The sequence below is a fragment of the Streptomyces sp. NPDC006512 genome (assembly GCF_040611935.1).
In the GTDB taxonomy this organism is placed as follows: domain Bacteria; phylum Actinomycetota; class Actinomycetes; order Streptomycetales; family Streptomycetaceae; genus Streptomyces.
In genome coordinates this window covers 241,065-256,051 of sequence record NZ_JBEXPG010000001.1, presented here as the reverse complement: position 1 = coordinate 256,051, position 14,987 = coordinate 241,065, and the positions used below count along the sequence as shown (strand labels likewise).

General features: G+C 73.6%; 11 protein-coding genes. 4 read left to right on the top strand and 7 right to left on the bottom strand.

The window, feature by feature from the left end; genetic code table 11:
- The first annotated feature begins 99 nt into the window (after positions 1-99).
- On the top strand, positions 100-513 hold the full coding sequence (locus ABZZ17_RS01160; protein ID WP_356870638.1) for an SHOCT domain-containing protein: 414 nt from the start codon (positions 100-102) through the stop codon (positions 511-513).
- Between the two features lie 48 nt (positions 514-561).
- Here the strand turns inward: ABZZ17_RS01160 and ABZZ17_RS01155 are convergent, their stop codons facing one another.
- Together ABZZ17_RS01155 and ABZZ17_RS01150 are read right to left on the bottom strand one after the other, a co-directional pair.
- On the bottom strand, positions 562-1,017 hold the full coding sequence (locus ABZZ17_RS01155) for a (2Fe-2S)-binding protein (RefSeq protein WP_356870636.1): 456 nt from the start codon (positions 1,015-1,017) through the stop codon (positions 562-564).
- 15 nt (positions 1,018-1,032) lie between these two features.
- Entirely contained in the window at positions 1,033-3,261 is a 2,229-nt protein-coding gene (locus ABZZ17_RS01150; protein WP_356870634.1) for a molybdopterin cofactor-binding domain-containing protein, read from the bottom strand.
- A 458-nt stretch (positions 3,262-3,719) separates the two neighbouring features.
- Between ABZZ17_RS01150 and ABZZ17_RS01145 the strand changes: the two genes are divergently transcribed.
- Positions 3,720-5,144: a SpoIIE family protein phosphatase gene (locus ABZZ17_RS01145; RefSeq protein WP_356870632.1), complete on the top strand. Its 1,425-nt coding sequence runs from the start codon at positions 3,720-3,722 to the stop codon at positions 5,142-5,144.
- 119 nt (positions 5,145-5,263) lie between these two features.
- Here ABZZ17_RS01145 and ABZZ17_RS01140 read toward each other — a convergent pair whose 3' ends face one another.
- On the bottom strand, positions 5,264-6,763 hold the full coding sequence (locus ABZZ17_RS01140; RefSeq protein ID WP_356870631.1) for a hypothetical protein: 1,500 nt from the start codon (positions 6,761-6,763) through the stop codon (positions 5,264-5,266).
- Between the two features lie 229 nt (positions 6,764-6,992).
- Between ABZZ17_RS01140 and ABZZ17_RS01135 the strand changes: the two genes are divergently transcribed.
- A complete protein-coding gene (locus ABZZ17_RS01135) occupies positions 6,993-8,117 on the top strand; it encodes an aminoglycoside phosphotransferase family protein (protein WP_356870629.1) in 1,125 nt (374 codons plus the stop codon).
- Positions 8,118-8,322: 205 nt separating this feature from the next.
- Positions 8,323-10,101 (top strand): 3-oxosteroid 1-dehydrogenase, encoded by a 1,779-nt coding sequence (kstD, locus tag ABZZ17_RS01130; protein ID WP_356870627.1) that lies wholly within the window; start codon positions 8,323-8,325, stop codon positions 10,099-10,101.
- 22 nt (positions 10,102-10,123) lie between these two features.
- Here the strand turns inward: kstD and ABZZ17_RS01125 are convergent, their stop codons facing one another.
- The 4 genes from ABZZ17_RS01125 to ABZZ17_RS01110 all read right to left on the bottom strand — a co-directional run bounded on the left by ABZZ17_RS01125 (position 10,124) and on the right by ABZZ17_RS01110 (position 14,979).
- On the bottom strand, positions 10,124-10,624 hold the full coding sequence (locus tag ABZZ17_RS01125) for a hypothetical protein (protein WP_281209983.1): 501 nt from the start codon (positions 10,622-10,624) through the stop codon (positions 10,124-10,126).
- 161 nt (positions 10,625-10,785) lie between these two features.
- Positions 10,786-11,604, bottom strand: coding sequence for a maleylpyruvate isomerase family mycothiol-dependent enzyme (locus tag ABZZ17_RS01120; protein WP_356870625.1), 819 nt, complete (start codon positions 11,602-11,604; stop codon positions 10,786-10,788).
- A 34-nt stretch (positions 11,605-11,638) separates the two neighbouring features.
- Positions 11,639-14,470, bottom strand: a complete 2,832-nt coding sequence (locus ABZZ17_RS01115; RefSeq protein ID WP_356870623.1) for an AAA family ATPase — start codon at positions 14,468-14,470, stop codon at positions 11,639-11,641.
- A 101-nt stretch (positions 14,471-14,571) separates the two neighbouring features.
- Positions 14,572-14,979 (bottom strand): ACT domain-containing protein, encoded by a 408-nt coding sequence (locus ABZZ17_RS01110; protein WP_356870621.1) that lies wholly within the window; start codon positions 14,977-14,979, stop codon positions 14,572-14,574.
- Between the last annotated feature and the right edge of the window lie 8 nt (positions 14,980-14,987).

The following is a 14,987-nucleotide window of genomic DNA, read 5'->3' as shown; positions in this document are numbered from 1 at the left end:
CCGGTCCGGTGGCGATCTTGGCGGGGCGCTGCGATGGTGATCACGTCGGCTGCCGCGCTCCAGGGCGCGAGCCGCCGCCCGAACGGAAGGAGGACGGCCGTGGACGGATCCTTCAATCTCGCCTACGACTACCCGGTGCTGGGCGCGTTCTGGACCGTGATGTGGATCTTCCTCTGGGTCATGTGGCTCATCCTGCTGTTCCACATCATCGTCGACGTGTTCCGCGACCACGAGATGAACGGCTGGCTGAAGGCCGCCTGGCTGCTGTTCCTGATCCTCATCCCGTTCCTGGGCGTACTGGTGTACGTGATCGCCCGCGGGAAGAACATGGGCAAGCGCGAGATCAAGCACGCGCAGGAGCAACAGGAAGCCTTCAACTCGTACATCCGCGAGACGGCCGGGACCCCCGGCAAGAGCACCGCGGACGAGCTGGCGAGACTGTCCGAGCTCAAGGCCAAGGGCGACCTGAGCGAGGCCGAGTTCCAGGCGGCCAAGCAGAAGCTGCTGGCCTGACGCGACCGTCCGCGACCGGTGAGGGGCCGGCCCGGGAGGGCCGGCCCCTCACATCTTGGCCGCCGCGCTGCGGATGGCCTCGCGGATGCGGAAGTAGGTGCCGCAGCGGCAGATGTTGGCGATGGCGTCGATGTCCTCGTCCGTCGGCTCGCTCGTCCGCTTCAGCAGGGCGACCGCGGCCATGATCTGGCCGGGCTGGCAGAAGCCGCACTGGGCGACGTCCTGTTCGAGCCAGGCCTCCTGCACGGGGTGCAGCCGGTCCCCGTCCGCCAGGCCCTCGATGGTCGTCACCGTCTTCCCCGCGCAGGCGGAGACCGGCACCACGCAGGGGCGTACGTCCACCCCGTCGAGGTGGCTGGTGCAGGCCTTGCAGACGTCCACCCCGCAGCCGTACTTGGGCCCGTTGACGCCGAGCATGTCGCGGAGCACCCACAGCAGGGGCAGGTTGTCGGGGGCGTCGACGGTGACGCTCCGCCCGTTGACGGTGAAGGTGTGCGAGGGCACGGCGTACTCCAGCGGTTAGCGCGGGTAGGGGGTGAAGTCGACGTCGAAGTCGAGGGGGAAGCTGCGCGGCTTGGAACCGGTGGCGCGGGCCCAGGCGTTGGCGATCGCGCCGACGGCGGCCGGCACTCCCAGCTCGCCCGCGCCGCCGGGCTCCGAGCCGGTCGCCGGGAGCACGAAGACGCGCACGTCGCGGGGGGTGTCGCGCTGCTGCGCCCAGTGGAACTGGCTGTAGCTGCCCTCCAGCGGGAGGCCCTTGTCCAGGTGCAGCCCGGCCCGCAGGGTGGTGGAGATCGCGTCGGTGAGACCGCCGATCATCTGTGCCTCCAGCCCGCGCGGGTTGACGGGCAGGCCCACGTCGACGGCGATGACCGCCTTGGTGACGCGGACCCGCTCCGGATCCCGGGTGTCGATCTCCACGAGGCAGGCCGTACGGGACTTGTACTCCTCGTGGAAGGCGATGCCCTGCGCGCACCCGGCCGGCATCGCGCGGCCCCACTCGCCCTCGGCGGCCGCCTTGTCGAGGACGGCGCGCTGGGCGTCGCTCTTCAGGAAGGTCCGGCGGAAGCGGTAGGGATCCTTCCCGGTGGCCGCGGCGAGTTCGTCGACCACGATCTCCTCGGCCCCGCGCGTGTTGGCCGAGTACACGGAACGCCAGGACGCGGTGGGGATGCCGGTCGGCACCTCGGTGAGGGCCTGGGTGGTGAGCCCGAAGTGGTACGGGGACTTGACCGTGGTGAGGAACAGCGTCTGGGCGAGGGTGGCGTTGCCGATGCCCAGCGGCAGGCTGGCCGCCGTGGCGGTGATGATCTCGCCGAGTCCGTGCCGGAAGTCCGTCTCGGCGGCGGCGACCCGGTGCTCGAAGCTCAGTACCTCGCCCAGCAGGTGGGTGGCCCGGATCCGGTGGTGGGTGGCGGGCCGCATCCGGCCGTGCCGGGTGTCGTCCACCCGGGTCCACATGAGCTTCACCGGGCGGCGGCAGGCCTTGGAGATCCGGGCGGCCTCCAGCGCGGCGTCGAAGAACAGCCGGCGACCGAAGGAACCGCCCGCCTGGACCACGTGCACCTTCACCTTGTCCAGCGGGAGCCCGAGGTCGGCCGCGATGGTCTGGCGCGCGACGATCGGGGACTTGAGCCCGGACCAGATCTCGGCGCGGTCGTCACGGACGTCGGCGATCGCGGAGTTGGTCTCCATGGGGGCGTGGCTGACGAAGGCGAAGTCGAACTCGGCGTCCACGTACGGGGTGAGCAGCGGCGGCACCAGCAGCGGCGGGGTGGCGGCGCGCAGCTTCGTACGGATCTGGGCGTCCGACAGCTGGTCGGCGGGCCCGGGGCCCCAGGTGACCTGGAGGGCGGCCTTGGCGTCGAGGGCCTGGCCGAAGGTCTCGGCGACGACGGCGACGCCGGTCGGGACGGTCACCACCTCCAGGACCCCGGGCATGGCCCGGACCGCGGCGAGGTTGGCGACGGCCCGCACGCTGCCGCCGAGGGTGGGCGGGCGGCGCACCACGCAGGGCTTGGCGCCGGGAACGTCGAGGTCGAGGGTGTAGCGCTGAGCGCCGGTGACCATCGCGCGGGCGTCGATCCGGCTGGTCGGAGTGCCGACCAGGGTGTGCTTCGCGGCCGGTTTCGGGGCGGCGCCGAGGACCGTCAGTCCCGGGGCGGCGGCGGCCACGGCGAGGCTGCCGTAGCCGGCGGTGCGGCCGTCGGGGGCGCGCACGGTGCCGTTCGCGGTGGCCAGGCGGGAGGCGGGCAGGCTCCAGCGCTCGGCGGCGGCCGCGACGAGCCGGGCGCGGGCGGTGGCGGCGGCCTGCCGGACGGGCCCGTAGAGGGAGCGGACGGAGTTGGAGGAGCCGGTCAGCTGGTTGAAGAGCAGCTCGGGGCGTGCGTCGTCCAGCTCCACGCGGACGGTGTCCAGCGGGGTGTCGAGCTCCTCGGCGACGAGCATGGCGACGGCGGTGGTGAGACCCTGGCCGACCTCCTCGCGCGGCAGCCGGAAGCGGACGGTGCCGTCCGTCTCCACGACCAGGGCGAGCAGGGCGGAGGTGGGCGCTCCGGCCAGGATGAACAGGTCCCCGAGGTCCACCAGGTCGGCTATGGCCGGCAGGCTCGGGATCACGGCGTGGGCGGGCTGCGGTGCGACGAGATCGGCGCCGGCGCGGGTGACCAGGGCGAGCGTCGGCGCCGCGACGAGGTGGGTGAGGAAGGAGCGGCGGCTGCGTCCGGCCGCGCGGCCCTGTTCGGTCATGTCGTCGTGTCCCCAACCCCTGCCCGGGCCCGCCGACGCGGACCGCCCCCGGCTCGTTACCGGCACGTAGCGTAGCGATCACGGGGTGAGCTGGGAAGCGGGAGGCGGAACCGGTGTCCGGTGGTGCACGTCGTCACCCCGGGGGGTCCTTCGTTCGGGGGTTAACCCGGAGGAGCAGCGGCCGTCCCGGGAAGCGGGCGCGCTCGCGCCCCCGCTCGCACAACTCGCCCGTACGAGCGAACCACCGCCCCCGGAAGGCCGGTTTCCGGCCGGACGCGGGGGCCCCGGACCGGATTCGTTCGCACACGGCAGGAGGCCCCGGCTCGCCGGTGGCATATGCCCCGAGCAAGACCGTTACGGATGTTGCCAAACGCCTTACAGCCCAACTCCCGCTGTGCAACAGTCGTAACCGGTCCTTCTTTCAGACCTGGCCGTGCCGCGCCTGTATCGGAGTTCTCATGCCGTCCCACCTGTACGCGGACCTTCCCGCGCAGCCGCCCGAGCCCGGGTCGGTGGACGCACTGATCTCACAGACCCGCCGGCTGCGGGGCGAAGTGGACGCGGTGCGCCGCGACACCGTCGTGGACGACGACGACGCCCAAGGCCGCTGGCAGCGCGCTCTGTGCGACCTCGCCGTACACCACCTCGACGACCTCGGCCAGCACCTCGGCCAGCTCAAGGAGGGCCTGCCGCCCGCCCCCGAGCCCCTCGAACTGCCCCACGCGGCCCCCGAGCCCACCGCCGAGGACCGCCAGACGCGCGTCGGCAGCGCCGAGTGGAACCTGCTGACCGACGAGGTGACCTGGTCCGAGGAGCTCTTCCAGATCTTCGGCCGCTCCCCCGAGGCGGGCGCGCTGCCCCTCGACGAACTGGGCTCCACCCTGTTCTCCGAGGACCAGCCGACGCTGACCGCGATGGTCACCGACTGCCTGGTGGACGGCAAGCCGATAGACGGCGAGTTCCGCATCGTCCGGGCCGACGGCCGGGTACGGACGCTGCACATGAGGGGCGAGCCGGTCCTCGACTCCGACGGCTGCACGGCCTCCATGTGGGCCGTGCTGCGGGACGTGAGTGAACTGCGCAGGAGCCAGCGGGCGGTACGCGAGTCGCGTGACTCGCTCCAGCGCCAGCGGGAGATCGCGCAGACCGAGCACCGGCTGGCGGTCGAGCTGCAGGAAGCCGTGCTCCCCCCGTGGCGCGGCTCCCTGCGGTTCCCGCACGACAACGCCGGCGCGATGGACGTGGCCGCGCACTACCTGCCCTCCGCGACCAGTGCCCTGATCGGCGGAGACTGGTACGACGCCCTCGAACTCCCCGACGGCCGCTCCCTGCTGACGGTCGGCGACCTGACCGGACACGGGGTCAGCGCGACCTCCGGCATGGCGATGATGCTCGGCGCCCTGCGCGGGATGGCCATGGCCGGCATCGAGCCGGGCCCCCTCATGGGCTGGCTCAACCAGCTGCTGGAAACCTCCGTACAGCCCGCGCTCGGCTCCGCCGTGTGCTGCCGCTACGATCCCGCCCGCCGCGTCCTGTCCTGGGCCCAGGCCGGCCACCCCGCTCCCCTGCTGTTCCGCCGGGGACAGGGGCGCTCGCTGCTGCCGCCGGAAGGCGTCCTGCTGGGAGCCACCTCCGGGGCGGTGTACGGACAGGCCGAGGAACGCCTGGAGGCGGGCGACGTACTCGTCCTGCACACGGACGGACTGACCCCGCGCAGCATCGAGTTCAGCCGCGCGGACGGCACCGAGCGACTGCTGGCGCTCGCGCCCCGGTTCTCCGCGGCCCGGTCCGCGCGGGACTGCGTGCGGATGGTGACGGAGGAGTTCGGCGAGAGCGAGCGCGAGGACGACGCCTGCGTGCTGGTCGCCCGGATCGGCGGCTAGTACCGGCGGCGTCACGGGAACCGCAAGACCACGGGATCGCGGAACGGGATCACGGGAATCGGGGGCCGCGCCGGAAGGCGCGGCCCTTCTCGTCCCCGCCACGGCACACCGGCGGCCCCTCAGACCCCGGTACCGCGCGGGGCGCGCGGCGCCGGGCCGTCGGGGAGGGCCAGCTCGATCTCCTCGCGCAGGTCCTCGATGCGCGCGTACCCGGCGTACTGGCCGGTGAGCCGGTACATCTCGCGCAGCCGGTCCCAGGTCCGGTGCGAGGAGGTCTCGTTCATCGAGACCAGGGCGAGGCGGGCGTAGCGGTCGGCCTGTTCCGGATCGTCGGCGATGAAGCAGGCCGAGGCCATGGAGATGTAGTCGAAGATCTGCGAGCGCTGGTAGCCGTCACCGCGCAGCCGCAGCGCCTCCCTGGCGTGGCGCGCGGCGACCGGCGCGGCCGTCGCGTCGTGGTCGGCGAGCGTCCGGTACGCCAGGGCCTGCATGCCGTGCAGGTCCGCCTCGTCGAAGTGCTGCATCCACGAGGGCGGCGGGACGTCGCCCTTGTCGGAGACGAACAGGTCCTCGGCCTCGCCCAGCGTGCGCCGCATGGCCTGGCCCTTGCCCATGGCCGCCTGAGCCCAGGCCTCGATGGTGTGGAGCATGGCCCGGGTGCGCGGCAGGGTCTGTTCCCCGGAGCCCGACTGGGCCAGCTTCATCAGGTCCAGGGCCTCGTGGGGCTTGCCCAGGTGCACCATCTGGCGGGCGGCGCGGGACAGTGCCTCGCCCGCCCGCGGGCGGTCCCCCCCCTCGCGCGCCGCGTGGGCGGCGATGACGAAGTACTTCTGGGCGGTGGGCTCCAGGCCCACGTCGTGGGACATCCAGCCGGCCAGTACCGCGAGGTTGGCCGCCACCCCCCACAGCCTGCGCTGCAGGTGGTCGGGGTGGTGGTAGGCCAGCATGCCGCCCACCTCGTTGAGCTGGCCCACCACGGCCTTGCGCTGGAGCCCGCCGCCTCTGGAGGCGTCCCAGGCCCGGAAGACCTCGACGGACCGTTCCAGGGCCTCGATCTCCTGGGAGCCGATCGGCGCCGCCTCGTAGCGGTCGTAGCCCGCCGGATCGGCGTGGTGGGCGTCTCCGCCGAAACTCCGGGCCTCCTTGGCGGTGGCGGGGTCGGTGTGCAGCCAGTCGTACATGGCGTTGCTGAGGGCTGAGCCGGCGGTGAGCGCGGCTCCCGCGCCCATCAGGCCGCGACGGTTGAGCATGAGGTCCATTCCCGTGAATTCGGTGAGGACCGCGGCTGTGCGTTCGGGCGCCCAGGGCACTCCGTCGGGGTTCTCCTTCGCCCCGTCCGGCTGCCGTTTCGAGGTGCGCCGCTGCCGTACGAACCCGAGGTCCTCGATGGTCACGACACGACCGAGCCGCTCGGTGAACAGGGCTGCCAGTACGGTGGGAACCGGTTCGCGGGGGGTCTCCCCCATGTCGATCCAGCGCCGCACCCGCGAGGTGTCGGTGGCCAGCTGGTGGTGGCCCATGGCGGCCGCCTGCCGGTTGACCATCCTCGCGAGTTCGCCCTTCGACCAGCCGGCGAGGCCGAACAGGTCGTTCAGGCGGGTGTTTGGTCCCTTGATCACGTCAAGCCCCCAGGTTCTCGGCTGAGTTGACAGTAACCCCCCGTCAGGTGCCCAGCGACTATTCGCCAGGCTTCGCCAGGGCACGCCCGATGGTTCGCCACCTGCCGCCCGGTGTCAGGTAGGAATGCGCCTCCCCGACCCGGTCACCGGCGGAACTCCCCAGGGTGAAGCCGGGATCGGCGGGGTGGCGTACGCAACTCGTCGGCGCACGAAGGGAACCGTAAACGCCATGTACGCAGCAACGTCCTCCGTGTCCGCCCCGGTCCGGCCGCACCGCACGCTCCAGGCGGGCGGCGGCCCCTACCTCGACCCCGGCCGGCCGCCGGCCCCGGCGCAGGGCGCCGTGCGGGCCCGGCGCCTGCCGGGGGCCGGGTCACAGCCGCTCAGCGGAAGGATCGACCTGTCGGGGCCGCAGGGGGCGCAGCTGCGCACCGCGCTCGCGTCGGTGCAGCGGATCTGTCCGGAGTTCGCGCCGGTCCAGGTGCTGCGGCGCAGCGGCCGGTCGGTCCTCCTGGTGGGGACGACCGGACGGATGACCGCCGTCGCGAAGGTTTTACTGGACCATTCGCCCGAGTGGCGCGAGCGGTACCGGCACGAAATAGCGACGTACCGGGCGTTCGTCCGGCACCGCCCGCCGGTCCGGGTACCTCGGCTGATCGCCGCCGACCCGGAGAACTGCGTACTGGTCGTCGAGCGGATGGCGGGCCGGGTCGCGGCGCTCCAGCGGCATCCGGTGGAGGCCCCGCCGCGGCCCGACCTGCGGGCGGCGCTGGGCGCGGTGTGCCGGGTGAACCAGTGGCGTCCGCCGGCCGAGCTGTTCGGGCACCCGGTGGACTACGCGCGGCGGATCGCGCGGGACCACCAGCTGGGGCTGCTGACCGACCGGGACTTCGGCGACCTGCAGAAGCTGCTCCACGGGCTGCGGCCGGCGAGCATCCCGTGGCAGTTCAACCACGGTGACGCCCTGCTGTCGAACCTGCTGCTGTCGCCGGCCGGACCGGTGCTCCTCGACTGGGAGCACGCGGGCTGGTACCTGCCGGGCTACGACCTGGCGACGCTGTGGACGGTGCTGGGTGACGCCCCCGCGGCGCGCAGCCAGATCAGCCGGCTGGCCCAGTCGGCCGGCCCCGCGTCCCGGGACGCCTTCCTGGTGAACCTGATGCTGGTACTGACCCGGGAGATCCGGATGTCGGAGACGGCCGTGCAGCGGTCGATGCTGGCGACCGCCCCGAGCCAGCCGTTGCCCGCGGGTGCCCTGTCCTCGGGCGAGGAGCAGCGGCTGCTGCTCCGCCGCCTCCACGACGACGCCGGGATGGCCCGCAGAGCCGTCCGCGCGGCCGTCGGCACGCGCTGACTCCGGCGCCCGGAGCCCCGAACGGCGATCCCGTGTCCCGCACACCCGGTGTGCGGGACACGGGATTCCGTGCGTTCGGGCCCGGGCCGGCGGCGGGCGGGGCGGGCGCGTGACTTGACATCACATGATCCCCCGAACACCTTTTCTGACTCAGCATCAGAAATGCTGGAGCCGCCCCCTTCCTCCCCGCCGCTGGAGCCCGCCCATGACCGACAGCCCGGAAGTTTCCCGCTCCGCCCTCCCCTCCCGCCGGACCGTCCTCGCCGGGACGGGGGCCGGGGTGCTCGCCGCCACGGTGCTTCCGGGGGCCGCCGCGCGGGCCGACGGGACCCCGCTCGGCGAGTACGACGTCGTCGTGGTCGGGTCGGGGGCGGCCGGGATGACGGCCGCCCTGACGGCCGCCCAGCGTGGCTTGAGCGTGGTGGTGGTCGAGAAGGCCCCGACCTTCGGCGGTTCCGCCGCGCGCTCCGGCGCCGGGATCTGGCTGCCGAACAACTCGGTGATCCTGGGTGCCGGAGTCCCGGACACCCCGCAGAAGGCGGCGACGTACCTCGCGGCGGTGGTGGGGCCCGAGGTGCCGGCCGACCGGCAGCGGGCGTTCCTCGCCAACGGGCCCCGGATGCTGGACTTCGTCATGGCGAACAGTCCGCTGAGGTTCCGCTTCATGGACGGGTACAGCGACTACTACCCGAACCTGCCGGGCGGGCTGCCGAACGGCCGCTCGATCGAGCCGGACCAGATCGACGGGAACGTCCTGGGCGCCGAGCTGGCGCACCTGAACCCGGCGTACATGCCGGTGCCGGCCGGGATGGTGGTGTTCAGCCAGGACTACAAGTGGCTGAACCTGGCGGCGGTCAGTGCGAAGGGGCTCGCGGTGTCCACCGAGTGCCTGGCCCGGGGCGCGAAGGCGGCCCTGCGCGGGGAGAAGCCGCTGACGATGGGCCAGGCCCTGGCCGCCGGCCTGCGCGCCGGGCTCCAGCGGGCGGGGGTGCCGGTGTGGCTGAACACCCCGCTGGTGGACCTGGTCCAGGAGGGCGGCGCGGTGACGGGGGTGGTGGTGGAACAGCAGGGCGTACGGGGCGTCGTGCGGGCCCGCAAGGGGGTGGTCGTCGGCTCCGGCGGCTTCGAGCACAACGCGCAGATGCGGGCGCAGTACCAGCAGCAGCCGATCGGCACCCAGTGGTCGGTCGGCGCGAAGGAGAACACCGGCGACGGCATCCGGGCCGGCCAACGGGCCGGGGCGGAGCTGGCGTTGATGGAGGACGCCTGGTGGGGGCCGTCGATCCCGCTGCCCGGGGAACCGTACTTCTGTCTGGCGGAGCGGACGCTCCCCGGCGGCTTGATCGTCAACCGGGCGGGCACCCGGTTCGTGAACGAGGCGGCGCCGTACGGCGACGTGGTGCACGTCATGTACGACAAGGACCGGGGCGCGGCGGGTTCGCACATCCCGGCGTGGCTGATCGTGGACCAGAACTACCGCAACCGGTACCTGTTCAAGGACATCCTGCCGACCCTGCCGTTCCCGGACTCCTGGTACGAGGCGGGAGCGGCGAAGAAGGCCTGGACGTGGGACGCGCTGGCGGGCCAGATCGGGGTTCCGGCGGCCGCGCTGCGGGCGACGCTGGGCCGGTTCAACGCCCAGGCGTGGAACGGCACGGACCCGGACCACCACCGGGGCGACAGCGCGTACGACCACTACTACACGGACCCGGGCGTGCACCCGAACTCGTGTCTGGCGCCGGTGTGGGTGCCGCCGTTCTACGCGTTCAAGATCGTGCCCGGTGACCTGGGTACGAAGGGCGGCATCGTCACGGACGCGCGGGCGCGGGCGCTGCGGCCGGACGGCTCGGTGATCCGGGGCCTGTGGGCGGCGGGCAACGCGAGCGCGGCGGTGATGGGCCACAGCTACGCGGGGGCGGGATCGACGATCGGGCCCGCGATGACGTTCGGCTACGTGGCGGCGAACGACATCGCGGACGCGTGACGCGGGCCGTGCCCCCGTGGGCTCAGCCCTGCTGGAACAGCTCGGCGGGGAGCGGCTTGAGCAGCGCGTAGAGGTCGTCGGTGATCGGCCGGTCCCAGCTGGCGATCGTCACGAGGACGTTGTCGCTGCGGTCGAACTGCACGCAGGAGATCCGGCTCTCGGAGAGCTTGACCTTGCGGACGATGAGGAGGTTGTCGCCCTGCATGACGGGGCAGTCCTCCGAGCCGGTGACCTCGACCTCTTCCTCGTTCTCGAGGGCGTCGAGGAGCTGGGCCACCTCGAAGGGGACCTCGCCCTCGGCGAGGTCCCGGGCCGGGGACCCCTCGGGGAGGTTGCCGATGATCATCGCGGGGCCGCGGCCGCCGAACAGGTCGTAGCGGAGGAAGACGCCCTGGCAGCTGCCGTCGGGGGCGGGCAGGAGCCCGGCCCCGAGGTTGCCCGGCCAGTCCCCCGGGTCCATGGCCAGGACGTCGAAGTCCGGGCCGGCGGGTGTGGCGGCGCGGTGGCGGCGGAGGAAGGACATGCCGCCATGGTACGTGGCCGCACGCGTTTTCCGGCGCGGGGGCCCCGGGGGCCCGGCCGGCCCGAAGATCGCGGACCTGCGGAGTACGGGGCCTCGCGGGAATCGGCTCCTTACCCGGCGACTCGGGCGTCGTGACCCGGTGGACCTTTCCGGTCACGGCACTAGACGGGCGGCACCAGGGTGAACCAGTGGTCGAGCAGCGGGGCGTCGCCGGTGACCTCCAGCCGGGCGGCGGGCAGCCGCTGCCAGAGGAAGAGCGCCAGGTCCGAGGCGGTGCCCTCGGCCTCGACGGCCACCGGGCCGGTGCCGTCCGCTTCGGTGCGGACCTCGTCGCCGGTGAACTCCACCGTCCAGGATCCGGGGCCGTCGGTGCGGCGGAAGCGGTAGCGCTCGCCGGCGCCGGCCGGGGCCGGTTTCCAGCCGCGGCGGGCCGGGGCCATCACCTCGAAGGTCTGGGCCACGGCGTCCGCGGCGAGGGCGGGGTCGAGGGGGGCGGGGTCGCCGGTGACGGTTTCGGCGTCCCAGCGGTGGACGGCCTGTTCGATGGTCTGCATGCGGGCCCAGAATCCGCTGGTGCGGTCGGGGGACCAGGTCCATACGGGTACGTCCGGTCCCAGCTCGCTCAGGGCCCCTGCCAGGTCCGCGGCGGCGGCCGCCGACCAGTCGAGGAGGGCGTCGGGGACGGGGCCCCGGTTCGGGGTCCGGTCGGGCATCGGCCAGGCCGCGCGCACGGCCGGGTCGGCGGGGATCGCGTAGAGGGAGAGGTCGCTGGGGTCGGGGGCCGCGGTGAGCTTGCCGCGCAGGACGTGCGCGAGGTAGCGCTGGACCCCGCCGAGGTGGCCGACGAGGTCGGAGAGGGACCAGCCGGGGCAGGACGGGACCAGCGGGGCCTCCCGTCCGCCTCCGGCGGCGCGGCGGACGGCCTCGTCGAAGGCGGCGGCCTCGCTCCGGAAGAGGGTGAGCCGGGTCAGGTGATCCATGGGGATCACCCTTCCCGTCACGTACCGGGGTGATTCACCTTGCGCCACGGGCGAACGCCGCGAGCGCGTCGGCGAGTCCGGAGGGGTCCGTGCCCAGTTTCCGGCAGACGGCGGACAGTTCGGGTCCGGCCCGGTACGGGGATCCTCCGATCACGGCCCTGGCGGTGCCGAGTTCCTCCGGGGTCGGCTCGTCCTCCCAGGAGGAGCCGCAGGGCAGGTCCCCGCCGAGGGTGAGCAGCCGGTCCGTGACGGTGGCGGTCAGGGCGTCCGCCCCGCATTCGCGGCTGGTGAGCAGCGCGCGGGTGAGGACGGCGCGGTCCTGGGTCTCGGTGCCGAGGGCGGCGAGCGCGAGGGCCAGTTCGTAGCCGGCCGGGGAGGCGGCGAGCAGGGTGACGGCCTCTTCCAGCAGGGGGCGCCGGTCCTGCGGCGCGGCGACCTCCGCCGAGACCCGCAGGGCCTGTCCGATGCCGGAGGGGGCGCCGAAGGCCCGGGCCCGGCGGACGGCTCCGGCGGCGAGCGCCCTGGCCCTGGCGGGGTCGTCGGGTTCGACGGCGCGGGCCAGGTGCAGGCGCCAGGGGCACCAGGAGGGGTTCTGGATGCCGCGCGGGGTGAGCCGCCGGTCCACGGCCTCCAGTTCGGCGGTGGCGGCCTTGCGGTCGCCGCGGGCCAGCAGCAGTTCGGCGTACACGGTCTGGGAGTCGGGGAAGACCACGGCGGCCGGGAAGGGTTCCCCGTACTCGTGTTCCCGTGCGAGTGCCCAGGCCTCGTCGGTCCGGCCGCGGGCGATCAGGGTGGTGACGAGGATGGCGATGGCGTACCAGTGCACGGGCGTGCGGCGGCCCACGCGTTCGGCGAGTCGGAGTCCGGTGCGGGCCAGCTCCTCGGCCTCCACGAGGCGGCCGCGGCGGTAGCGGACGTAGCCGCGCAGGCTGTGGGCGAAGGACAGGTGGGCGCCGTGCCAGCCCTGGCGTTCGAACTCGGCGGTGCCCGCCTCGAAGAGTTCCTCGGCGCGGCCGGGCCGGTCGGCGTACATGTGGACCATGGCGGCCAGGACCGGGACCTCGAAGCCGCGGTCGGCGTAGGCCCAGCTGAAGTGCTCCTCCAGGACCCGTCCCGCGTGGTGCAGGCCCACGGCGACGGGTTCGCCGCGCAGGCAGGCGTCCCAGGCGCGCAGGCCGATGACGTACCGCTCGGTGAGGTCGCGGCCGGTGAGGTGGTCGGCGAGTTTGGCGAGGCGGCGGGAGCGGGCCGGGGAGTCGGGTTCGGCGGCGTTGAAGGCGTCCCACATGAACTGTTCGGACTGCAGGCGGAGCCGGGCGCGGGCGTCCTGGGTGTGCGGGATCTCCCGGGCGAGGAGCTCGGAGGCTTCGGCGAGGTGGTCGCTGTGGGCGAGGACCTGGGCGAGGCGGATGACGATGCCCTGGCGCAGGGCCGCGTCGTCGAAGGGTTCGGCGAGGGCCGCCCGCAGGTGGTTGACGGTGTTCGCCGGTTCGGTGAGCAGGGAGGCGCAGCCCAGTTCGTAGAGCACGGCGGCGCGTTCGTCGAAGTCCGGGGGTTCCTGGAGGGCGCGGGCGAGCTGGCGGCGGGCGGCTTCGGGGGCTCCGGCCCGGAGGTTCTCGGTGGCGGCCTCGCGCAGGGTGCGCACCACCCAGGGGTCGTTCTCCGGCTGGGTTTCGAGGAGGTGGCGGGCGGCGGCGGAGGGTCCGAGTCCGGCGTCGACGACCGCGGCGGCGGCCTTGCCGTGCAGGGCGACGCGCAGGGCGTCGGGGATGGCCCGGTAGATGGAGGTGGCGATGAGCGGGTGGACGAACTCCAGTCCGGTGCCGTCCTCTTCGCCGGCCGCGGAGAGGATGCGGGCGTCGCGGAGCCGGGCGGTGGCGTCGGCGGCTTCCTCGGCGCCGAGACCGGCGACGCGGGCGGCGATCTGCTGGGGGATGGCGGTGCCGAGGACGGCGCAGGCCCAGGCGAAGCGGACGGTGGAGGGGCCGAGGCTGTGCAGGCGGGCGACGAGGCCGCTGCCGCGCTGGGCGGCGGCGAGGTCGCGCAGCAGCGGGGCGCTGGCCTCGACCGGGGGCAGTCCCTTGTCGCGGACCTTGACGGTGAGCTCGACGGCCTCGAAGGGGTTTCCGGTGGTCACGGCCCACGCCTCCCGGCAGAAGGCGTCGTCGGCGTGCTCGCCCACCGCTTCGCGCACCAGTGTGGAGACGGCGGCGGCGCTGAGCGGGGCGAGGGTCAGCGGGCGCTGTCCGGCCCGGCCGGGCAGGGTGCGGAAGGCCTCGGCGTGCGCGGGCAGTTCGTCGGGCCGGTAGGCGACGACGAGGAGCAGCGGGAGGTGTTCGGCGCGGGGGGCGAAGGCGGCGAGCCAGCCCAGGGATTCGGGGTCGGCCCAGTGGGCGTCGTCGAGGACGAGGACGACGGGGGGCAGCTGGACGGTGAGGTGGGTGAGGACCCAGTCGAGTCCGTCGCGCAGGCCCTGGGGGTCGGGGGCGGCGCCCTGGGTGGGGGCGCAGAGGCCGAGGGCGGGGCCGACGATGGCGTACCAGCTGCCGAGGGCTTCGCGGAGGGCGGTTTCGGAGCGGCCGGCGAGGCGGGGCTGGATGAGCTGGCGGGCGACGTGGAAGGGCTGGCTCTGTTCCTGTTCGCCGCCGCGGGCGGCGAGCAGGGTGCAGTCGCGGGCCAGGGCCCGGCGGCGTACTTCGGCGAGCAGGGTGGTCTTGCCGAGGCCGGCCGGGCCGGAGAGGGCGAGCAGGGCTCCGCCCGCGTCGGGTCCGGCGTCGGTGAGCCGGTCGAGGGCCTCGTCGACGGCGACGAGTTCCGCTTCCCGTTCGAAGATCGTGCGCCGTGTGCGGGTCCGGCGTTCCGTCATGGCTGGTACCCCCCAGGCCTGTTCGGGGCATCAGCGTACGCCCGCGCACGCGCCGGGGAGGGCCTGCGGTCGGGAAAGATCGGAATGTTTTCCGGATTTCCTTATTCCGCCGAACGGGTGGCGAGTTCCTCCAGTACGGAGACGGCTTCGGCGGCCCGGTCGGCGGCCACGAACAGGTGGTCGTGGTGGTAGCCGGCGATCACGTTGCAGCTGAGTCCGTGGGCGGCCAGTTCGGCGGCGAAGGCTCCGGTGAGGCCGACCGCGTCGAGGGCGGAGTGGATCCGCAGGGTGATCCAGCCGGCGGTGTAGTCGTAGGCGAGCGCGGCGGCGTCGGCGTCCTCCTGGCGCAGGACCAGGGTGAGGCCCTCGGGTTCCAGGACGGTGGCGACGGGGGTGAGGCCGTCGGGGACCCGCGCGGACGCGGGGAGGGTGCAGAAGACGTACCGGCCCTCGTTCAGCTCGGGCCGCATGCCGCTCAGCAGTTTCCGCAGGTCGCTCTCTCCGCTCATGCGCCCAC